Source organism: Veillonella intestinalis (assembly GCF_943193155.1).
Classification (GTDB): Bacteria; Bacillota; Negativicutes; order Veillonellales; family Veillonellaceae; genus Veillonella_A; species Veillonella_A intestinalis.
Genome location: NZ_CALPDB010000006.1, coordinates 1 through 21,300, shown reverse-complemented (window position 1 = coordinate 21,300; position 21,300 = coordinate 1). Strand labels below are relative to the sequence as shown.

24 protein-coding genes are annotated in these 21,300 nt (G+C 38.7%); 21 read left to right on the top strand and 3 right to left on the bottom strand.

The genetic code is table 11. The annotated features are described in order from the left end of the window. Positions 1 to 312: 312 nt before the first annotated feature. The 8 genes from NFR44_RS07840 (at position 313) to NFR44_RS07805 (ending at position 5,298) form a co-directional block, all read left to right on the top strand. Positions 313 to 663 (top strand): putative DNA-binding protein, encoded by a 351-nt coding sequence (locus NFR44_RS07840; protein WP_251443337.1) that lies wholly within the window; start codon positions 313 to 315, stop codon positions 661 to 663. Between the two features lies 1 nt (position 664). Beyond that, on the top strand, positions 665 to 2,023 hold the full coding sequence (gene ffh, locus NFR44_RS07835) for a signal recognition particle protein (RefSeq protein ID WP_251443335.1): 1,359 nt from the start codon (positions 665 to 667) through the stop codon (positions 2,021 to 2,023). 36 nt (positions 2,024 to 2,059) lie between these two features. After that, the gene (gene rpsP / locus NFR44_RS07830) at positions 2,060 to 2,323 is read left to right on the top strand and encodes a 30S ribosomal protein S16 (RefSeq protein WP_251443333.1); all 264 of its coding nucleotides are present in this window, start codon (positions 2,060 to 2,062) and stop codon (positions 2,321 to 2,323) included. 21 nt (positions 2,324 to 2,344) lie between these two features. Further along, entirely contained in the window at positions 2,345 to 2,572 is a 228-nt protein-coding gene (locus tag NFR44_RS07825) for a KH domain-containing protein (protein ID WP_006556455.1), read from the top strand. 13 nt (positions 2,573 to 2,585) lie between these two features. Continuing rightward, positions 2,586 to 2,993 carry a YlqD family protein gene (locus tag NFR44_RS07820; protein WP_251443332.1) on the top strand — a complete coding sequence of 136 codons (408 nt, stop codon included), beginning with the start codon at positions 2,586 to 2,588 and terminating at the stop codon, positions 2,991 to 2,993. Further along, on the top strand, positions 2,993 to 3,490 hold the full coding sequence (rimM, locus tag NFR44_RS07815) for a ribosome maturation factor RimM (RefSeq protein ID WP_251443329.1): 498 nt from the start codon (positions 2,993 to 2,995) through the stop codon (positions 3,488 to 3,490). Before NFR44_RS07820 ends, rimM begins: the two co-directional genes overlap by 1 nt. A gap of 97 nt (positions 3,491 to 3,587) precedes the next feature. Then, on the top strand, positions 3,588 to 4,469 hold the full coding sequence (gene trmD, locus NFR44_RS07810) for a tRNA (guanosine(37)-N1)-methyltransferase TrmD (protein WP_251443326.1): 882 nt from the start codon (positions 3,588 to 3,590) through the stop codon (positions 4,467 to 4,469). Between the two features lie 103 nt (positions 4,470 to 4,572). Next, the gene (locus NFR44_RS07805) at positions 4,573 to 5,298 is read left to right on the top strand and encodes a gamma-glutamyl-gamma-aminobutyrate hydrolase family protein (RefSeq protein ID WP_251443323.1); all 726 of its coding nucleotides are present in this window, start codon (positions 4,573 to 4,575) and stop codon (positions 5,296 to 5,298) included. 144 nt (positions 5,299 to 5,442) lie between these two features. Here NFR44_RS07805 and NFR44_RS07800 read toward each other — a convergent pair whose 3' ends face one another. From NFR44_RS07800 to NFR44_RS07790, 3 genes are read right to left on the bottom strand one after another with little or no spacing between them, the layout of a single operon-like run. Beyond that, a complete protein-coding gene (locus tag NFR44_RS07800; protein WP_251443320.1) occupies positions 5,443 to 5,787 on the bottom strand; it encodes a hypothetical protein in 345 nt (114 codons plus the stop codon). Beyond that, complete coding sequence (locus NFR44_RS07795; protein WP_251443317.1) at positions 5,784 to 6,365, bottom strand: DUF1700 domain-containing protein; 582 nt, start codon at positions 6,363 to 6,365, stop codon at positions 5,784 to 5,786. Before NFR44_RS07795 ends, NFR44_RS07800 begins: the two co-directional genes overlap by 4 nt. Then, positions 6,358 to 6,681 carry a PadR family transcriptional regulator gene (locus NFR44_RS07790; protein ID WP_251443314.1) on the bottom strand — a complete coding sequence of 108 codons (324 nt, stop codon included), beginning with the start codon at positions 6,679 to 6,681 and terminating at the stop codon, positions 6,358 to 6,360. The genes NFR44_RS07795 and NFR44_RS07790 overlap by 8 nt, the downstream gene beginning before the upstream one ends. A gap of 245 nt (positions 6,682 to 6,926) precedes the next feature. On the opposite strand from NFR44_RS07790, the gene ruvC reads away from it, so the two are divergent. The 13 genes from ruvC (at position 6,927) to pepT (ending at position 20,669) form a co-directional block, all read left to right on the top strand. Beyond that, entirely contained in the window at positions 6,927 to 7,427 is a 501-nt protein-coding gene (gene ruvC / locus NFR44_RS07785) for a crossover junction endodeoxyribonuclease RuvC (RefSeq protein WP_251443310.1), read from the top strand. A 140-nt stretch (positions 7,428 to 7,567) separates the two neighbouring features. Beyond that, entirely contained in the window at positions 7,568 to 8,176 is a 609-nt protein-coding gene (gene ruvA, locus NFR44_RS07780) for a Holliday junction branch migration protein RuvA (RefSeq protein ID WP_251443305.1), read from the top strand. 2 nt (positions 8,177 to 8,178) lie between these two features. Next, positions 8,179 to 9,225, top strand: coding sequence for a Holliday junction branch migration DNA helicase RuvB (gene ruvB, locus NFR44_RS07775; RefSeq protein WP_371875196.1), 1,047 nt, complete (start codon positions 8,179 to 8,181; stop codon positions 9,223 to 9,225). Next, on the top strand, positions 9,222 to 10,730 hold the full coding sequence (locus tag NFR44_RS07770) for a SpoIID/LytB domain-containing protein (RefSeq protein WP_251443302.1): 1,509 nt from the start codon (positions 9,222 to 9,224) through the stop codon (positions 10,728 to 10,730). The genes ruvB and NFR44_RS07770 overlap by 4 nt, the downstream gene beginning before the upstream one ends. Before the next feature lie 39 nt (positions 10,731 to 10,769). Further along, a complete protein-coding gene (queA, locus tag NFR44_RS07765) occupies positions 10,770 to 11,792 on the top strand; it encodes a tRNA preQ1(34) S-adenosylmethionine ribosyltransferase-isomerase QueA (RefSeq protein WP_251443300.1) in 1,023 nt (340 codons plus the stop codon). Between the two features lie 197 nt (positions 11,793 to 11,989). Continuing rightward, positions 11,990 to 13,099, top strand: coding sequence for a tRNA guanosine(34) transglycosylase Tgt (gene tgt, locus NFR44_RS07760; protein ID WP_251443299.1), 1,110 nt, complete (start codon positions 11,990 to 11,992; stop codon positions 13,097 to 13,099). A gap of 52 nt (positions 13,100 to 13,151) precedes the next feature. After that, positions 13,152 to 13,433, top strand: a complete 282-nt coding sequence (yajC, locus tag NFR44_RS07755; protein WP_251443298.1) for a preprotein translocase subunit YajC — start codon at positions 13,152 to 13,154, stop codon at positions 13,431 to 13,433. A gap of 1 nt (position 13,434) precedes the next feature. Next, positions 13,435 to 13,998 carry a 5-formyltetrahydrofolate cyclo-ligase gene (locus NFR44_RS07750; RefSeq protein ID WP_251443297.1) on the top strand — a complete coding sequence of 188 codons (564 nt, stop codon included), beginning with the start codon at positions 13,435 to 13,437 and terminating at the stop codon, positions 13,996 to 13,998. A 69-nt stretch (positions 13,999 to 14,067) separates the two neighbouring features. Then, positions 14,068 to 15,324 carry a protein translocase subunit SecD gene (secD, locus tag NFR44_RS07745; RefSeq protein ID WP_251443296.1) on the top strand — a complete coding sequence of 419 codons (1,257 nt, stop codon included), beginning with the start codon at positions 14,068 to 14,070 and terminating at the stop codon, positions 15,322 to 15,324. Then, positions 15,324 to 16,223, top strand: coding sequence for a protein translocase subunit SecF (secF, locus tag NFR44_RS07740; RefSeq protein ID WP_251443295.1), 900 nt, complete (start codon positions 15,324 to 15,326; stop codon positions 16,221 to 16,223). The genes secD and secF overlap by 1 nt, the downstream gene beginning before the upstream one ends. Before the next feature lie 121 nt (positions 16,224 to 16,344). Then, positions 16,345 to 17,553: an MFS transporter gene (locus NFR44_RS07735; protein ID WP_251443294.1), complete on the top strand. Its 1,209-nt coding sequence runs from the start codon at positions 16,345 to 16,347 to the stop codon at positions 17,551 to 17,553. A 263-nt stretch (positions 17,554 to 17,816) separates the two neighbouring features. After that, the gene (locus NFR44_RS07730; protein WP_251443293.1) at positions 17,817 to 19,391 is read left to right on the top strand and encodes an AbgT family transporter; all 1,575 of its coding nucleotides are present in this window, start codon (positions 17,817 to 17,819) and stop codon (positions 19,389 to 19,391) included. Positions 19,392 to 19,403: 12 nt separating this feature from the next. After that, positions 19,404 to 20,669 (top strand): peptidase T, encoded by a 1,266-nt coding sequence (gene pepT / locus NFR44_RS07725; protein WP_251443292.1) that lies wholly within the window; start codon positions 19,404 to 19,406, stop codon positions 20,667 to 20,669. Positions 20,670 to 21,300 lie beyond the last annotated feature (631 nt).

The window sequence follows — 21,300 nt, the reverse complement described above, 5'->3', positions numbered from 1 at the left end:
TATCTCGGTATATACTACTTAAAGAGAACGAAACTAAGAATCTGAAGCGAGCGGATTTTTAGTAAGATGTTCTAGTCCTCTTTATTAATGAGCGCTGCTAACTAAGTTACATTAATAAAGCTGAACTTCAATATTCACTACCGAGAAAGAAAAGCACCACGGCGAAGCGAGCGTCGTGGTGTTTTTCTGTGTAAATAGACGTGGATTATATTCTTTTTAAACTGTTAAGGGAAAAGCCTTGACACGTAGTAGTAACTTTGGTAGAATTACGTGTAAAGTTTTTTAGCTTGACACCGTGAAGGAGTGAGTCACATGGAAGAACGAGTATTAATTAGCTTGCTATTAGACTTCTATGGCGCTCTATTGACGGAGCGTCAGCAGCAATGTTTAGCATTACATCATGAAGCAGATATGTCATTAGGTGAGATTGCTGAGCAATTAGGCGTTTCAAGACAAGCTATTTATGATAATATTGAACGAGCTAGACAATTATTAGAAATGTATGAAAGCAAATTACATTTAGTAGCTCAATATGAGAAGCGAGAAACCGTAGTAGCTGCTATGCGTAAAGAGTTAGACCACTTACAAAGTCGTGCGAAGGATGCTGAGTTTCAAACTTCCACGAATACATTATATCAGTTAGTTGCACAGATGGAGGGATAAGATGGCTTTTGATAATTTAACACAAAAATTGGAAGAAGTCTTTAAGTCCTTAAAAGGCAAGGGAACGATTAGTGAAGACGATTTGAAACAAGCCTTACGTCAAGTGCGCCTAGCCTTAATTGAAGCGGATGTAAATTTAGGTGTTGTTAAGGACTTCGTTAATCGCATTAAAGAGAAAGCCATTGGCGAAGAAGTATATGGCTCACTGAATCCAGTACAGACTGTTATTAAAATCGTTAAAGATGAGTTAACAGAGTTATTGGGTGGGGTGCAAAGTGGCATTACTATTTCCTCTAAGCCACCAACGGTGATTATGCTCGTTGGTTTGCAAGGGGCTGGTAAAACAACAACAGCTGGCAAATTAGCAGTATATCTTCGTAAAAAAGGCAAGCATCCAATGTTAGTGGCCGCCGACGTGTATCGTCCAGCCGCGATTAAACAGTTGCAAGTTGTAGGTAAACAAATTGATATTCCTGTCTTTGCCGATGAAACACCAGGGGCTAATCCGGTAGATATTGCGCGCGATGCTATCAACGCTAGCACCTCTATGCTAAAAGATGTAGTTATTATAGATACGGCAGGTCGTTTAGCGATTGATGAAACGTTGATGACTGAGCTGGTTAATATTAAGCAATCTGTTCGACCTCATGAGATTCTTCTTGTAGTGGATGCTATGATTGGTCAAGATGCAGTACAAACAGCGCAAACCTTCAATGAACGGTTAGGCATTGATGGCGTGGTCATGACGAAGTTAGATGGCGATGCTAAAGGCGGTGCAGCCTTATCCATTAAATCGGTAACTGGACGTCCTATTAAATTTATGGGGACTAGTGAAAAGATGGATGGTCTTGAAGAATTCCGTCCAGAAGGTATGGCATCACGTATCCTCGACTTAGGCGACTTAGGCGTTTTGATTGATCGTACTAAGGAATTGGTGAATGAAGAAGAAGCTAAGGAATTAGCTATGAAAATGCAACGCAATGAGTTCACCTTAGATGATTTCTTAAAGCAGATGAATCAAGTCCGTAAGATGGGGAAATTCCAAGATTTAATTGGTTTAATACCTGGTATGGGTAAGATAAAAGACCAATTAAAAGATATTGATTTAGATAGTAAAGAAATTCGCCGTATTGAAGCGATTATCCAATCGATGACGCCAAAAGAAAAAGCGAATCCTAAAATATTGAACGGGTCCCGCCGCAAGCGTATTGCTATGGGGTCTGGTACTCGTGTGCAAGATGTAAACCGCCTCATTAAGCAGTTTGAAGAAGCACAAAAAATGATGAAAAAAATGGGATCTATGCGTAAAGGTAAAAAAGGTATGCTACCAAAACTACCAAACTTACCATTTATGGGTTGATCATAGAAGAGATTCTAATAAGGAGGTGAAGTATATATGTTGAAAATTCGTTTAACTCGTTTGGGTGCTAAAAAAGCTCCGTTCTATCGTATCGTTGTAGCTGACTCCCGCGCTCCTCGTGAGAGTCGTCCAGTAGATACTATTGGTCAGTACGACGCAACTAAGTCCCCAGCTATTATCAATATTGATGAAGAAAAAGCATTGACTTGGTTGGGTAATGGTGCACAACCAACTGACACTGTTCGCTCCCTTTTCAAACAGCACGGTGTTATGCAGAAATTTGCTGACGCTAAGAAGTAATTCATAGAGAGGCATACTGTGATGAAAGAATTAATTACATTAATTGCGAAGTCATTGGTTAAGCAGCCTGAAGCCGTTTCTGTTACCGTGACCGTAAAAGGTGATGTGGAAGTCTATGAAGTTCACGTTGCACCGGAAGACATGGGTAAGGTTATTGGAAAGCAGGGCAGAATTGCTAAAGCAATCCGAGCTGTCGCAAAAGCAGCAGCTATTAAAGAAAACAAAAAAATATCCGTTGATATTGTCTAAAGGGTGAGAAAACATGGAAGAAATGACGGTACGCGTCCCAGTGACGATTAAGTCGAAAGTTACAGAAGGGCTCAAAGCTAAGCTTGTTGCTGAGTTTCAGCAGCGTTTAGAGCTAGTTGAGCAAGACTTACAGCAAATTGAGTTTCAAGCAAAACGCTTATTAAGTGAACAAGCTAAACTTGATGCACAAGGCCTTATTCAATTACGCCAGCAGATTGAAGAAGAAAAGCAGAAACGTTTAAACTTTAAGGCGGAAGTAGCAGCCAAATTAAAGGATGCGGAAAAGCTTGAACTTGGTTCTGAGATTGCTCAGGGCACTATGGAACAGACTATTACGGTTAAAATCGGGGATAATCTCGATTCCTTAATGGGTTCTGAAATCTTGCTTGAAGATGGCAAGATTATCGCATTTCGCCAATAATGGATCGGAATGAGTTAATTACCATAGGTATTATTGTTGCCCCGCACGGTGTGCGGGGTGATCTTCGTATAATGCCGCAAACCGATTTTCCTGATCGGTTTTTGACGATGGATGTGTGCTACATTGATGGTAAGGAATACCACATTACATCTGCTCGTTTTCATAAGCAATTTATTTTAGCTACCTTTAATGAAGTGCCTGATCGCAATGCAGCAGAATTAATGGCTCGTAAAGAAATTCAAGTGCGTCGTGATGAATTAGTAGAACTTCCTGAAGGGCGCTATTATATCTTTGATATTATTGGTCTTACTGTGGAAGATACGAAAGGTAATATACTTGGCACTGTGTCTGAAGTATTACAGCCTGGTGCTAATGATGTATATGTAGTCAAACAAGAAGGGCAACCTGATTTATTGCTACCTGTATTAGAACATGTGATTTTAGACATTAATATTGAAGCTGGAAAAATTATTGCTGATCCACCAGAATGGATTTAAGAAGCAGCTAAGACTTAGGTATGTAAAACGCCTAGACAAAGTATTTCTTAGAATGAGAATTGCTAGCTAGTGGCGTTAGAAAGGATAATGTAAAACTATGAAAATTGACATTATTTCTTTATTTCCTGAGTTCTTTGCTGCTTTTTTTAATCACTCTATTATTAAGCGTGCTATGGCCGCTAATCGTTTAACTATGGCGGTTACGAATCCTCGTGATTTTGCACATAATAAGCATGGGCAAGTGGATGATACGCCTTATGGCGGTGGGGCTGGTATGCTTATGATGGCGCCACCCATTTTCGAAGCTGTGGAACATGTGTTACATAACACCGCACTAACAGTAGAAGACAGTTCTCAGGAGGGAATTGTTGATGTTGCTGATGTTGTTGGTAATGTGGATACCATTGATACGGCTGATATGGCTGATACTAGCCTTGTGGCTAATAGACTGTCACAAGAACCTGTTTCAGAGCTTCGCAAACGGGTGATTTTTTTAGGACCTACAGGTACTACTTTTAATCAAGCAAAAGCGCGGGAGCTTGCTACATATGATCAATTAGTATTGATTTGTGGTCATTATGAAGGCGTTGACTATCGTGTAGAAGAACATTTGGTGGATGAGACAATTTCGATTGGAGATTTTGTTTTAACCGGTGGTGAATTACCAGCAATGATTGTAGCTGATGCGGTAGCGCGTATGATACCAGGCGTGTTAGGGGCTGCGTCAGGCGCTATAGAAGACTCCTTTTATCGGCCTATTTTAGAAGGACCACAATATACTAAGCCACCAGTGTATCGTGACTGGGCTGTGCCTGAGGTATTGCGCAGTGGGCATCATCAAAACATTGCCAATTGGCGTTTGCAACAAGCTTTATTACGCACCTTACAGTTGCGTCCTGATTTATTGGAGCGAGAGCTAACTGGTGAAGAGGAACGAGCAATAAAAGAATTGAAAAAACAAGGTTTATGGAATCCGTAAGAAAAGGATATCATAGACCTTGTTTTTTTTTAGACTATTTGTTGTATAATGAAAGCAATGAAAGATTTACCAAGTCATTATATTTATAAAAAGGGTGATTATTATGAAACCACGCATTGCTATTACAGCCGATACATATATGGAGGCTACGCCGCGTACTAATTTACAGCGAGCCCCTTTTGTTTCAAGAGAATTAGTTGAAGTTATTGCTAAACTAGGTTGTATTCCTGTTATTTTGCCAGATGTGACAAATGCCATTGGGGAAGATTACTTAGCTTTGTATGATGGTTTAATTGTGCATGGTGGGCCTGATGTAGATCCTCATCTATTTGGTGAGGAGCCCATTCGACAAATTGGTACTATTAATTATAAGCGGGATTTGTTTGAACGAGAGTTAATTTTAGCAGCTGCAAAGGTCAAAAAGCCTATTCTTGGTATTTGTAAAGGGGCTCAAATGATTAACGTTGCCTTGGGCGGCACATTGTTTCAAGATATAGATACGCAATGTGAGGGGGCATATATTAAACATTCGCAAGATGCCCCAGGCGGTTACCCTACCCATACTGTCAATGTAACGAAAGATAGTTTTTTGCATTCTGTATTGGGTCTTACTACTTTGGTGAATTCTCGTCATCATCAAGCTATCCGTAATGTACCGGCTGGTTTTGCGGTTACGGCGACTAGTCCTGACGGCATTGTTGAAGGGATTGAAAATCGAGATGCTTCCATTGTAGGAGTACAGTGGCATCCTGAAAATATGTGGCAAGAGCATGAGGAGATGTATGCCTTATTTGAAGCTTTTGTAGCGAAAGTAAAAGATAGAATGTAAAGGTTGATATAGTTAACTCTGTTATATTTAAATTAAAAAGCTGTAACCTATGGGCAATAAAATGTCTCATGAGGTTACAGCTTTTAGTGTGTAAAGTAATTTAAATTTATTGTTGATTATTGTTGAATGGTTAGTGTTGGGGACTTATGGTTGAGGTGCCGGTGTAGTAGTTGGCACAGCTCCTTCATTGGAAGTCTGATTTGGTGGTGTAGGTGCCATTGGTGGCGCAGTTGCTTCTGGAGGCGCTGGTGGTACTGCTCTAGATTCGGCAGTCGGTGTATTTTTTTGCCACTCTTTAGATTGACGATTTTTCATATCCTCTTTGTGCATATCTTTATGCGTATCGCGATGTTCATCTTTGTGCATAGTAGGTCTTACCTCTGTTTGATACCATCGGTTTAAGTTTGATAAGTCATTTACTACTAAGGAAGTTAAACCAATACCAAAGCAGAAAATGGTGAGTAAGACTGTAATTAAAATTCGTTTCATCCGAGAACCTCCTTAACTTTTTTTTCCTTATATTGTTTGAAGCACTCTTGACCAATGAATAGACAAGTAAGGCCAGCGCCAACCCCAGTTAAGAAGAAGGCTCCTATTGTTACTAAAGATACCGCCGGTAATGGGGCTACATCAGCTAATGGCTGCCATTGAATACTTAATAGATAGGTTAGGATTAAGGTGATAAACCAGCATAGCGCAGCTAGGGCGTATGATAAGGTGCCACTGGTAATAAAAACAGCCTTAGAAGCTTCCTGCCAATAATGGGGCAGTTGAGGCTTCATGGTTGTGTGAAACTCTTCTTGGGCTTTATCTAACATATCTTTTATATCTTCTTTTAAATCCCCCTTTAAGAGTCCTTTCTTTTCTGTAATAATCCCTTCAGATAGGTAGGCTTCATAAATTTGCTTTGGCTCACCAAGCGCTTGAATAATAGCTTCATCAGTTAGATTTTGTTCATAGCCACTTCTAAAATGTTCTTCATAGTCACTAATGATTTCTTGCATATCTTCTGCCTTGGCGTGACGAAAGTAATAGCGTAATAAGTCTAAATATTGCTCTTTAGTCATGATGATTCACTCCTTCTAAAAATCGATTGACTGCACTGGAGAAATTTTGCCATTCCAGTAGCATTTCACGATAATTTGCTTTACCAGTGGGGGTAATTCGATAATATTTGCGTGGGGGACCACTGATGGATTCTTCCCAATAAGTTTCTACTAATGTATCTTTTTGTAAGCGTTTCAAAAGAGGATAGATAGATCCTTCTGACATTTCTACATAGTCTGAAATAGTATCAACGATTTCATAACCATAATGGTTTTTTTGAGTTAATAAACCTAATACTAATAGTTCTATAACTCCTTTCTTAAGTTGTGTTTTCATGGCAACTCCTTTATATCACTATTGTGTACTGACAACTACATAATAACACAAGGTATAAAACAATACAAGGTACTAAATATTAAAATATTGATGAAGAAAAAAGCATATAGTGTTTTATGTACTCGGTGTAAGCATATCAATAGGGTGCAAAACATAGGCTATTTTAATCGTATTTCTGTTTGGTCTATAGCGTAAGAAATGCTATAATAAAATGATAGTATTAGATAGAGTAAAGGAGTTTTACCGTGCGTATTATAGGCATAGATCCAGGGACTGCTATTTGTGGTTATGGCATCATTGATGTAGAAGGAAGTCGATTGAAAACAGTGGCTTATGGTGCCATTACAACAACTCCACAAGACACCGATGCAATGCGCCTTGAAATATTGTTTAACGATTTAAGTGATGTACTAGAAGAATATGAGCCAGATAAGTTCGGCATAGAAAAATTATTCTTTAATCGCAACGTAACAACAGCTATTACGGTTGCACAAGCTCGAGGTGTTATTTTATTGGCTGCTAATCAGCGGCGCATACCTATTTATGAGTATACCCCTTTGCAAGTCAAACAGGCTGTGGTTGGTTATGGTAAGGCGACCAAAGAACAGGTCATTTATATGACTATGAATATGCTTGGTATTCGAGAGAAAATCAAACCTGATGATACAGCGGATGCTTTGGCAATTGCTATCTGTACCGCACATAGCTCACATAGTGAAGATTTACGGCGCCGCATTCAAATATAAGAATAGCGTATTCAAATATAAGGATAGTGCATTTAAATATGATAAGAGTGGAGCCTAATAATAAATAAGATTATAATATAGACCCCATATAATAAATTAAGATTGTAATATAAATTTGTTAATTAGTAGGAGGCATATCCATGATTGGATTTGTGCGAGGTATAGTGAGCCATATTTTTGCGGGCTCCTGTTTTATTGATGTTCATGGCGTAGGCTATCGCTTATATATATCGGGCAGCACGCTAGATACTTTAGTAGAAGGAGCCGAAGTTTTATTATATACGCATATGAGTGTTCGTGAAGATGCCATTCAATTATATGGATTTGCGACACAAGATGAATATGAGTTATTTATGCTATTGATTTCGGTTTCTGGTATTGGTCCTAAAGTAGGTCTTGGAATTTTGTCAGGTCTCTCTGTAGATGGAATTAAAGTAGCTATTATGAATGGTGAGTTGACAACGCTTACCAAATTGCCTGGTATTGGTAAAAAATCAGCGGAGCGTTTAGTGTTAGAGTTAAAAGATAAAATTGGTAAGTTTACTACGGCTCCTAGTAGTACGGCTACAGATACAATTTCACCGACTGTTACGCGTCTCGGGGTAGCTGGTGAAGTTGCTGAAGCATTGCTCTCGTTGGGTTATAAAGAGTCCGAATTTACGGAAATCTTAACGCAACTGGATGATGGACAACAAGATGTATCCACCTTGTTGCGGCAAGTTTTATCTGAATTGGGAAAAGGTAGGTAACCATGAAAGAAGAAATACGAGTAGCTGATAGTGAAATGCGTATTGTTGGCAAAGAGGAGCAAATTGGCGACTCTTGGCAATTTAGTTTACGCCCACGATATTTACAAGAGTATATTGGCCAAACCGATGCAAAAAATAATTTAAAAGTATATATTCAAGCTGCCAAAGAGCGTAATGAAGCGTTAGACCATGTTTTACTTTACGGACCACCGGGTCTTGGTAAAACAACCTTGGCTGGTATTATTGCTAATGAAATGGGTGTTAATTTTCGCATTACTTCTGGTCCAGCTATCGAACGAGCTGGTGACTTAGCAGCGTTACTTACTAATCTACAGGCTCATGATGTGTTATTTATTGATGAGATTCATCGCTTATCGCGAACAGTAGAAGAAGTATTGTATTCAGCTATGGAAGATTATTCGCTTGATATCATCGTAGGAAAGGGGCCAAGTGCTCGTTCCGTGCGTATTGATTTACCACCTTTTACTTTGGTAGGAGCGACAACGAAAGCCGGCGCTCTATCAGGGCCTTTGCGTGATCGTTTTGGCATTATTAGTCATTTAGAATACTATAAACAAGACGAGTTAGAGTTCATTGTTAAGCGCGCCGCTGATGTGCTTAATACATCTATTACAGAAACTGGGGCTGCAGAAATAGCACGACGTTCACGGGGAACTCCACGAATTGCTAATCGTTTGTTAAAGCGTGTTCGTGATGTTGCGCAGGTGTTAGGAAATGGCGTCATTACCGATGTAATTGCTGATGATGCTTTAGAACGGTTAGACATTGATCAAATTGGTTTAGATCGTATTGATAGACGTGTATTAACGGCTATTATTGATAAATTTCAAGGTGGTCCTGTAGGGATTGACACAATTGCTGCCTCCATTAGTGAAGAACGAGATACAATTGAAGATGTATATGAACCGTATTTAATGCAATTAGGTTTTTTAGTGCGTACGAATCGGGGGCGAATGGCTACCCAATTAGCATATGATCATTTAGGAATTACGAATCCTAATGCTAATCGTGATAAGGGGGCTTTATGATAGGCAAGATTTGGCAAAAAGCGCTAGTAGCTACAGTTTTAACGTCGGCTCTTACTTGTAGTTTTGTAGTTGAGGCGGCTATGATTACAGTGACTAAAGAAGGTGGCAGTAGTTCCACGACTACAACGACTATAAAAACACCGACTAAGACCACCGAATCAACGACAACGGTAGTGACAAAGCCAAATAAGGATAAAAAGACGGCTACAACGACTAAGACTACAACTGTTACGACGACTAAAACGTCAACTACCACTGATTCAACTAAAGGACAGGGTGAGACTAAGCATACTGTTAAAGTTTCAAAAGTGCCCGCCTTTTCAGAAGGGGTGGAAGCTAGTGTGCCACCAGTTCGAGTGCTGTTAGGTAGCCGCACCACCTCTTGGGTTGCAGCTGGCAGCGGTAAAATGGCTGTATATACTTTAAATAAAACAGCTTTGCCAAAAGCCACGACTGGTGATGCTGTTGTGGTGGCTGTAAAAAACAATAAGATTACTGTAAATGGTAAAGCTGTAGAGGGTGGCATATATATTAAATCCTGGCAGGGAAATACGCCAGGCACTATGTTAGTCGATAGTAAGCCGTATCGAGGGGCTATTAAGGTAGTGCCAACTTCTTCGGGGGCTATGATGCTCATTAATGAAGTAGGCTTAGAGGATTATCTATATGGTGTTGTTCCTGCTGAAGTAGTGCCAAGCTGGCCGCAAGAGGCACTGAAAGCACAAGCTGTAGCAGCGCGGACCTATGCGTTATATAATATGAAGCAAAGTGTTAATAAAGCCTATGATGTGCAGCCTAATACAAATCATCAAGTATATAATGGGCAAGCAGCTGAGTTTGCCAGCACGACTAAAGCCGTAGATGACACGAAAGGTATGGTTATGAAATATAAGGGGCAGCTTATTGAAGCCTTGTTCCATGCCGATGGTGGCGGTTATACAGAAAATAGTGAAAATGTATGGGGCAGTGTAGTTCCTTACTTACGGGGCGTTAAAGATTATGCACAAAATGGTGATAGTTCGGCGTGGACAGTTAAACTCACTCGGTCTGCTATGGAAGCTAAATTAAAAGCGGCGGGCAAAGATGTAGGGACGTTAAAAGAAATTAAGCTTAGTACTTTGCGTAAGCGCCCGATTAAACAGGCTGATCGGGGCGTATCAGGACGAGTACTGACAGCTACTTTTGTAGGCTCTAAAAAATCTCTTACTTTGAGTGGTGATACCATTATGAAAATATTTGGTCTTAAATCCACTTTGTTTGATTTTTATGTAAATGTTAAAACGCCTGCCTCAGCGGATAGTTTTAAAAATCCAAAGGCATATCATACATTTAAAAAAGCAACTGATACGGTATCAATTCGTGGCTACGGCTGGGGACATGGGTTAGGCATGTCACAATGGGGAGCTGCGGCTATGGCTGCTAAAGATGGCGGCAAAGGAAAGGATTACTATAAGCAGATATTGACACATTATTATACAGGTGTGTCTGTTGAAAAAGAATATTAGAATAAAATATTAAAGGATTAGAAAGAAGGAACGTTTACCATGAAGGTAACAGATTTTGATTATGAATTACCAGAAGAGTTAATTGCTCAACATCCTGTAGAGCCACGTGATACGTCTCGACTTATGACGTTGGACAAAGTGACTGGGGAAATTGGGCATACACCACATTTTTATGATATTGTTGACGAATTATCTGATAATGATGTATTGGTGTTTAATGATACTAAGGTAATTCCAGCTCGTTTGTATGGGCATCGCAAAGGGAGTGGCGGCAAAGTAGAAGTGCTCTTATTGACTCCTTGTGGTGATGATAAATGGGAGTGTTTGGTAAAACCAGGTAAGAAATGTCCTATTGGCCAAGAGTTGGTTTTTGATGACCGATTAACAGGGACTGTAGTGGACAAAACAAGTTTTGGTGGCCGAATTATTCAATTTGAAACACAAGGTGTATTCGACGACATTATTCAAGATATTGGTGAAATGCCATTGCCACCATATATTCATGAAAAGTTACAGGATAAAGACCGTTACCAGACGGTGTATGCTCGAGAAAAAGGATCAGCCGCAGCCCCTACAGCGGGTTTACATTTTACGCCTGAATTATTAGAACGAATTAAAGCTAAAGGAGTGACCTTGGCTTTTGTAACCCTGCATGTTGGCTTAGGTACATTCCGTCCTGTATCAGTCGAAACGATTGAAAATCATGAAATGCATAGTGAATATTATGTAGTCACTGCTGAAACGGCTCAACTTATTAATGAAGCGCGTCAAGCGGGTAAGCGAATTATTGCTGTTGGAACTACATCTGTGCGAACATTAGAGTCTGCTACGAAAGATGGGGTTTTACAAGCGGGTCATGATTGGACACAAATCTTTATTTATCCTGGATACGAATATAAGATGGTAGATGCGCTTATAACGAACTTCCATTTACCACAGTCTACCTTGTTGATGCTTATTAGTGCGTTAGCTGGCCGAGAACATTGTTTAGCGGCCTATGAAGAAGCTGTTAAGGAACGATATCGCTTCTTTAGCTTTGGCGATGCTATGTTTATACGCTAATCGAAGTGTTACTTTAACTTCGGAGATACCTTTATAGCCCTTGACACTTTAAGCTGTTAGTATCCAGATTTTACAATACATTTAGCTAGGTATTTAAGGGACTGTGATTGTGAAAAAATCTAGGTATGAGTAATAAATTGTGTTATAATAGTTACTTGATAGGTTACAGTTAGCTATAATTAGATAGGAGGATACGCTTGGTTATTACCTATGAATTGCAAAAAGAATGTCCCCATACAGGTGCACGAGCGGGACTTCTACATACACCTCATGGTACATTTAAGACTCCTATGTTTATGCCCGTAGGAACACAGGCTACGGTGAAAACAATGTCACCTGAGGAATTAAAAGAGATGGGTGCTCAAATTATTTTGAGTAATACTTATCATTTGTTTTTACGTCCTGGCCCAGAACTAGTTGAAGAAGCTGGCGGGTTACATCGTTTCATGAATTGGGATGGTGGCATCTTAACTGATAGTGGTGGCTTTCAAGTATTTAGTTTAGGTGATTTGCGTAAAATTACAGAAGAAGGTGTGGCTTTTCGCTCTCATATTGATGGTTCGAAGAAGTTTCTTTCCCCTGAAATCGCCACGAAAGTACAAGAGCAATTAGGTGCTGACATTGCCATGGCTTTTGATGAATGCATTCCGTATCCTGCTGATTATGCTTATGCTGACCGATCAACTGCACGGACGACTCGTTGGGCTGAGCGTTGTCGTGAAGCTCATACATCAGCAACTCAAGGTATGTTTGGCATTGTCCAAGGTGGTATGTATAAAGATTTACGTACTCGTAGTGCTAAAGAATTAGTAGCAATGGACTTTGATGGTTATAGTATTGGTGGTTTATCTGTTGGTGAACCTCATGATATAATGTATGATATTTTAGAGCATACTACACCGTTATTACCTACTAATAAGGCCCGTTATTTAATGGGGGTAGGTACTGCTGACTGTTTAGTCGAAGGCGTGGCTCGTGGCGTGGATATGTTTGATTGCGTATTTCCTACGCGTGTGGCACGTAATGGTATGGCCATGACACATAATGGCCGTGTAACTATTAAAAATGCTACATATGCTCATGACTGGGGCCCTATCGAAGAAGGCTGTCAGTGCTATGCTTGTCGTAATTACTCAAGAGCGTATATTCGTCATTTATATAAGGCGGAAGAAATTTTAGCATTCCGTTTAGTTTCGTATCATAATTTATATTTCTTGTTGAATTTCATGCGTCAAATGCGTGCTGCTATTTTAGAAGATCGCTTCCCAGCATTTAGAGATGAATTCTGGGCTGGTTATAAAAAGTAAGAGCTTACGACGTTGAAAGATATAGATAGATGTGTTTTGGAGGTGACTCAAAGTGGCAGATTTAGAACAATTGTTTCAAGCTGGTTGGCCGATTTTGTTAATGGTGGTAATTTTTTATTTCCTTTTGTATCGTCCACAGAAAAAACAGCAAAAAGCTCGTAATGAACTTTTAAATAGCTTGAAAAAAGGTCAAAAAATCGTAACGATTGGTGGCATTTATGGCACTATCAATTCTTTGACTGATGAAGTAATTATGCTTCAAATTGCTGAAAAAGTTGAAATTAAAGTGGCTCGTTCTAGCGTAGCACATGTGCTAGGCAAAGATGACAAATGATATGGATAAGCAAACGATGCGCCTTGCTTTTAAAGCAAGGCGCCAAGCCATGTCTGAGGGTGAATGCAACGAGCGAGGCCAAGCCCTTTGCGAACGTATTATGGCCAGTGCGGCCTATAAAAAGGCTCATACTATTATGGCGTATTTAGCGATGCCCAAAGAAGCTAATTTAGATAGGTTGATTGAAAAGGCCTTAGCAGCGGGTAAGAAAGTATATGTACCTGTTTGTGTTAGTAAAACAGAGATGATAGCAGCAGAACTAAAAAGTTTAGAGGCTATTACACTTGGTGTTTTACGGATTCGGATTCCAGCAGAACCATATGAATGTATAGCACCTACAGACTTAGACTTGATTTTAGTACCGGGAGTAGCTTTTGATGTAGCTGGTGGTCGCATGGGCATGGGAGCTGGTTATTATGATCGCTTTTTAGCTGATGTATCGGCTGAACGTTGTGTGGGTGTTGCTTGGGACACACAAGTTGTGTCGGAATCAATTCCCATGGATGTTCATGACAAACGGTTAGGTGCGTTGATTACAGACAAACAGAGTTTACAATTTAAGTAATTTATATTGTAAAAGGGTTACTTAAATTAACAATCTTTTAGATGTGTAAAATTAAGGAGGAGGCATATTTTGAACGGTAAGGCGCTGGCAAAATTTCTTGCGGCCATTGCCATTATTGTGGCTGCGTTTATTTATTTCATTGGGCCATTAGCTCAATCAATTAAACAAGGTCTTGATTTACAAGGTGGTACGCATATTGTTCTTGAAGCAGAAGATGCAGGAGAGAACAAAGTAACAGATGATGCGGTAGATAGAGCTCGTCAGATTCTCGAACGCCGTATTAATGAAATGGGCTTAGCTGAACCTTTAATTCAGCGTGAAGGTAAAAAACGTATTATTATTGAATTACCAGGGGTTAAAGATCCTGACCAAGCGATTAAAACTATTGGTAAAACAGCGGTTATGGAATTTAAAGATGAAAATGGTGTTGTTCATTTAACTGGTAATGATTTAAAAGATGCTAAAGAACAAATTGGCCAGAATAAACAGTTTATGGTTGGTATTGAATTTACTGACGAAGGGGCCAAGAAGTTTGGTGATTTGACAACTGCTAATGTAGGCCGTCATATTGGTATTTATTTAGATGGCGAACAGTTGACTAATCCTGTAGTTAATGAACCAATTACGGGAGGTAAAGCAGTTATTACTGGTAGTCAGACTTTAGATGATGCTAAGAACTTAGCTATTTTGCTTCGTTCAGGGGCATTGCCAGTGAAAGTAAATGTATTGGAAGTTCGTACTGTAGGTCCAACATTAGGTCAGGACTCTAAAGATAAATCGGTTACAGCTTTTGCTGTAGGGATTGGCTTAATTGTAGCTTTTATGCTTGTACTATATCGTGTGTCTGGTTTTGTGGCGACGATGGCACTGTTAATCTATGTATTAGCGTTACTTGCAGTGTTGCATTTCTTAGAGGCTACTTTAACGTTGCCAGGTATTGCCGGTATTATCCTTTCTATGGGGGTTGCGGTAGATGCGAATATCCTTATCTTTGAACGTTTTAAAGAAGAGGTACAAGTGGGGAAAACCTTGCGTATGTCTATGGAATCTGGTTTCCGCCGCGCCTTTGCAACTATCGTTGATGCTAACGTATCCGTTATGATTACGGCAGCCATCCTATTTGTGCTTGGATCTGGTTCTGTGCGTGGCTTCGCGGTTACTTTGGGCCTAGGTGTATTAATTAGTATGATTACCGCTGTTTTTGTAAGCCGATACTTATTACGGATGCTCATTGAATGTAATTTAACGAACCATCCATTCTGGTATGGTGCTAATGTATCGCCTACAGCTACTATGGAATTATATAAGAAAGGAGGCAAAAAATAATGCGTTTTGATGTTATTAAACATCACCGTTGGTGGTTTATTTTGTCTTCAATCTTAGTGATTGCTAGTTTAGCATCTATCTTTGTAAAAGGTTTTAACTGGGGCATTGATTATACTGGTGGTACGATTGTAGAAGTTCGGTTTGAACAACCAGTACAAGTGTCTCAAGTGCGTGAAGATTTGAAACAATTCGGTTTAGAAAATGCCATTATTCAGTTGTCTGGAGAAAGCTCTGCCACTGAAGGGGATGATGTTATCATTCGTACACGTAACCTTGATGCTAATGAAAGTGCGGCTATTGTTAATAGCTTAAATAAAAATGTGGGTCCTAATGAAGTTAAACGTGTGGAATCGGTAGGGGCTGTTATTGGCTCTGAAGTTACTGAACATGCGTTGATTAACTTGGCTATTTCGTTCTTGGTATTAGCGGCTTATATTTCCTATCGTTTTGAATATCGTATAGCCTTTTCTTCGTTGGCAGCTATCTTTCATGATTTGATTATGGTATTAGGTGTATTTTCCTTCTTCCAGTTAGAAATTGACGCCTCATTCTTGGCTGCGATACTTACTGTAATCGGTTATTCTATGAATGAATCTGTTGTTATATTTGACCGTATTCGAGAAAACACGCATACTCACAAACGGTCTGATACTTTTGCTGATTTAGCAAATGCAAGTATTGCTCAAAGTATTCATCGTAGTTGTTACACCTTATCAACTGTATTATTTGCATGTTGCTCCTTGTACTTCTTCGGTGGCGATACAACGAAGAACTTTGCCCTTTGTATGATTGTAGGTTTCGTTAGCGGCGCTTATTCTTCTATTTGTGTAGCTACTTCGATTTGGGCTATTTGGAAAAGTCGTAATAAAAAAGATATTCGTAATGCAGCTAAAGCTTAGTATCGGTAGTTAATTCTTTATTACGCAAGTCTGTTGTTAATAGACTAAATTGAGTTTTGACATTTGAAAACACAGTGGCCTTTTGGCTACTGTGTTTTACGTTTTCAGAAAGGAGAGAGATATGGAAGAACAGAATATGGCATTGGCTCACTCTGAAAAAGCGAATAAAATTTGGAGCGCTGAGTTTTTGGGCTGTGGACTTAGTAGCTGTTTATTTTATATGAGTCAGTATGTACTAATTGCAGGCTTGCCATTAATTATTACAGCAGTTTATGGGGGAACTGCGTTTCAAGCGGGCTTAGCTATGACATATTTTCAAATTGGTACTATTTTGTGTAGACCATTTGCTGGTGAAATTATAGATGGCTTTGATAAGCGAAAGGTATTGTTTTTAACAACAGGTATATTTTTGCTTATTATGATTGCTTTTAATTTTACTACTTCTATGGATTTAATTTTTCTATTGCGTTTGTTACACGGTATGATTTTTGCCATAGGTACGACGGCAGTAGCTGCAGTTGCTGTATTAGTCTTACCTAAACATCGTAAGGGAGAAGGGATTGGCTATTTTTCCGTCTTTGTTAATGTAGCCATGGTTATTGGCCCTTTCTTAGGTCTAACTATATTAGATTTATGGGGAACGGATGCATTTTTTATATTTTTGAGTATATCTGCTTTTTTAGGCTTCTATGCAGCTAATCGTAAGCGGTTGAATGAAGAGTTAGCTTTGCCACGGCTAGCTAAAAAAAGACCGTGGAATTTTGATCGTTTCTTTGAAAGAAATACTTTGCCTTGGGCTATCATTGGTGTATTTATTAGCTTTAGTTACTCTGGTGTTTTAGTATTTGTGCCTATTATGATGACTGAAATGGGACAAGGCACGATGGCTAGTATATTCTTTGTGCTATTTGCTGTTACCATTGTTGTTACGCGCCCTTGGGTGGGCAGAGCTTTTGACCAATTAGGAGCGAATAAGCTTATTTATCCGGGCTTTATCCTATATTTTATTGGGATTATTATATTAAGTTTGGCAACGTCTCCTTGGTGGATTATTGCTTCAGCACCTATTATTGGTTTAGGCTATGGTGCAATTAGTCCTGCATTTCAAACACTAGGAGTGCAAGCGGCAGCTGCTGAACGGGCAGGAGCCGCTAATGCAACGTATTTCTTATCTCTTGATATTGGTGTAGGTTTGGGATCTGCTATTTTAAGTTTGGTCATTGGTTGGGTTGGTTTTGCCATGATGTACCAAATTAATGCCTGTATTGCTATTGCAGGACTCTTTATTTATCACTTTTATGTGAAACGTTTTTATAAACAAGATATGTAAAGGCTTATAAGTTAACACGCTAAGATAAAATTCTTGGCGTGTTTTTTTTGTATACAGTATATATTGAAAACAAATGTATACTGTCAATTGACATAATATAGACGGATTGATAGTATGGTAGTAATACTAATAGATAGGTTAAATCCTAAAAGGGAGGTGGCTCTAGTTTGTGTGGATAATCTAGTAGTTATTACAAATAGTAGCAATGCTAATAGAATTCAACGCTAATGGCATTCATATATGGGTAAGAAAGGGGTGCTTGTATGGCTAATCAGCAATCAAATCAACCGAATATAAATGATGTACAACCGGTTGGTGGATTTTTAGGATGGCTAGAACGGATGGGGAATAAAATTCCCGATATTACAATGCTATTTATTGGCGCTTTTGTTATTACTTGTGTAACATCAGCGTTTTTCTCAACTATGCACTTTGGCTATATTCATCCAACTACTGGAAAAGAAATTATGGTCACTAATATGTTATCCGCAGAGTCGTTGGTAACATTGATGACAAAAATGGTTGGTAATTTTGCAGGGTTCCCACCATTGAGTATGGTTATTGTAGCTACTTTAGGGATTGGGATTGCTCAAGGATCCGGTTACATTAATACTGGTTTAAAGAAAATTTTGGTAATTACGCCTAAATTTTTATTAACACCAATTGTTATTATTGTTGGTATGCTTAGTCATTTGGCTCCAGATAGTGGTTATATGATTATTATCCCTATTGCCGCTTATTTATTTTACGCATCAGGGAAGCATCCGTTAGCAGGGGTAGCGGCTTCATTTGCAGGGATTGCAGGTGCCTTTGCAGCTAACTATACACCATCTGCAATTGACCCAGTTATTCAAGGTTTCACACAAATGGCAGCGCAATTAATAGACCCTTCTTATGAAGTGAATGTACTTTGTAACTACTTCTTTTCTGTAGTTGCTACAGTACCGGTTATTTTTGTTTGTTGGTGGGTTACAGAGAAAATTACAGAGCCATGGTGTCGCAAAGCTTGTCCTTTGGATGCTGATTTAGATGTATCCGAAGATGCAATGAAACCAATAACCGCCAAAGAAAATAGAGCATTTTATATTGCATCAGTTGTCCTCTTATTAATGCTAGTTGGCTTAGTGTTAGCCTTAATGCCAGCTGATTCTTTGCTTCGTGATCCAGATGGCAATATTGCAAGTTTTAAAGCGCCTATTATGCAATCGATTGTAGCAGTTATTTTTCTTTTAAGTGCCATTCCAGGCATTGTGTATGGGATTATTAGTGGTAATTTCAAGAGTTCCAAAGACTTTACTAAATCTATGGAAGAAATAACTCATACTTTAGTACAATTAATTGTATTCTACTTCTTTGCGGCTCAATTTATGTATGCGTTTGGCGCTTCCAATTTGGGTGCTTTAATTGCGATTGCTGGGGCTGAATTCCTAAAATCATTGGCATTACCACCACAAGTGACGGTTTTTGGCATTATCGTGTTTGTAGGTTTGCTCAATTTATTAATTACTTCAGCTTCTGCTAAATGGTCTATTTTGGCACCGATTTTTGTGCCTATGCTTATGTCAGTTGGTATTGCGCCTGAATTAACGCAAGCTGCATTTAGAATTAGTGACTCTGCTGTTAACGTATGCACACCTATGTTTGCATTCTATCCGTTAATCATTATTTATTGTCAAAAATATTACAAAAAAACCGGTGTAGGCACATTAAGTAGTTTGATGTTGCCACATACGATTGCCTTGTTAATTGCTTTAACAATAGTATTATATATTTTCTGGTGGTTAAACATTCCACTTGGTTTCCAAGCTGATTATGTATATCCACGTCAGATGTTTTAAGGAGGTTTCCTAATGTTGGTGAAACGAGAGGAATTAGTAGAACGTTTTTTGAAATATGTGCAGGTGCCTTCACAGAGTAAATCAAATGGAGGTGTACAGGTACCAAGTACAGACAGTCAATGGGATATGATTCATCTTTTGCGTGAAGAATGTGATGCCCTTGGTTTAGTTGATTTACATATCAGTGATAAAGCTGTTTTAACGGGGCGTTTACCAGCTCATTTGCCGGATAACTTTACTGGCACTGTGCCAGCTGTTGGTTTTTGTGCTCATGTAGACACTGTAGATGTGAGTTTATCACCAGAAGTACATCCACATATTGTTCACAATTATGATGGGGGCGACATTATACTAAATGAGTTAGCTTCTATTACGATGAAACGAGCTGAACATCCAGAATTAGCAGCTTATGAGGGACAGGATATTATCGTTTCAGATGGAACAAGTGTGTTAGGCGCTGATAATAAATCGGCAATTGCTAATATTATGACAGCTTTACATACCTTGGTAGATGATACATCACGTTATCATGGTGACATTTATGTAGCCTTTGTGCCAGATGAGGAAGTGGGCTTATTTGGCTCAAAAAATATGGATTATACAAAATTTCCAGTAGATTTTGCGTATACGATTGACTCTTGTGAATTAGGTGAAGTAGTTTATGAAACGTTCAATGCTGGCAGTGGTACGGTAACGATTCAAGGGGTTAGTGCGCATCCTATGAGTGCTAAAGGGGTATTGGTGAATCCTACATTAGTGGCGGTAGACTTTATTAATATGTTTAATCGTGAAGAAACTCCAGAATGCACAGAAGGTAAAGAAGGGTATATTTGGTGCCAAGGGGTGCAATCTAATCAGTCAACGGCGATAGTTTCACTGAATATTAGAGATCATGACAAAGTGAAATATGAAGCAAAGAAAGAATTGATTAAAGAAAATGTAGCGAAACTTCAAGCGCAATATCCGAGAGCTATGATTACTTGTGAATTAAATGATACCTATGGTAATATTGCTGATGCTATAACAGACGATAATAAAAAAGCGATTGATTATGTCTATGAGGCGATGGAACGGCTAGGAATTACACCGAAAACAATTGCTATGCGTGGTGGCACAGATGGATCTTTTATTTCAACAAAAGGCATCTTAACACCAAATTATTTTACAGGTGCTCATAATTTCCATTCTAAATATGAGTTTTTGCCAGTGGAATCGTTTTATAAGTCCTATGAAATGACATTGACCTTAATTCAATTAGTGTATGAAAAAGCTAATTAGAATATCTAGCAATTCTTTTTAAAATTTGGTAATTATTTTAGAATTCTATTTTGGTAATTATCTTAGAATTCCATTGGTTTTATTAGGGATTTAATAATTATCTCAAAAATTAAATTAAAATCACTTTTAAAGTTTAGATTTTAAGTAATAATTTAGTATAGATGTGATGTTATTAATAACATCACATCTTTTTTGTGAAAAATTGAAAAAAGGGCTTGACGTTTATGGTCTACTTTGGTAAGATAGTCAAGTCGTCACTTGAGGGTACTAATTATGAGGTAGCCAGAGGGTGAAGGCAAAGACACTTTCACTGCAATAGAATGTAATTAAATTCTGAGGGCATTGAAATGTGTTGCTAGTTGTAACTGATTTATTTCAAATTCGTCAAAAACTTGTAAAAAGTTGTTGACAGAATATAGTGATGATGTTACAATATAAAAACCGTCAGCGATGGTGGTGAAGAAAATGCAAACGAAATATGCAGAGATTGCAAGTTTTGTTTGATAGCAGATCTTTGAAAACTGAACAATGTAAGGTAATCATTTCTAACGAAATGAACATAGCCAGAGTGCGGGTTTCAACAACGTTGAAACCAACCAAATAAATTCTAAGTTAGATAACTTCGGTTAAG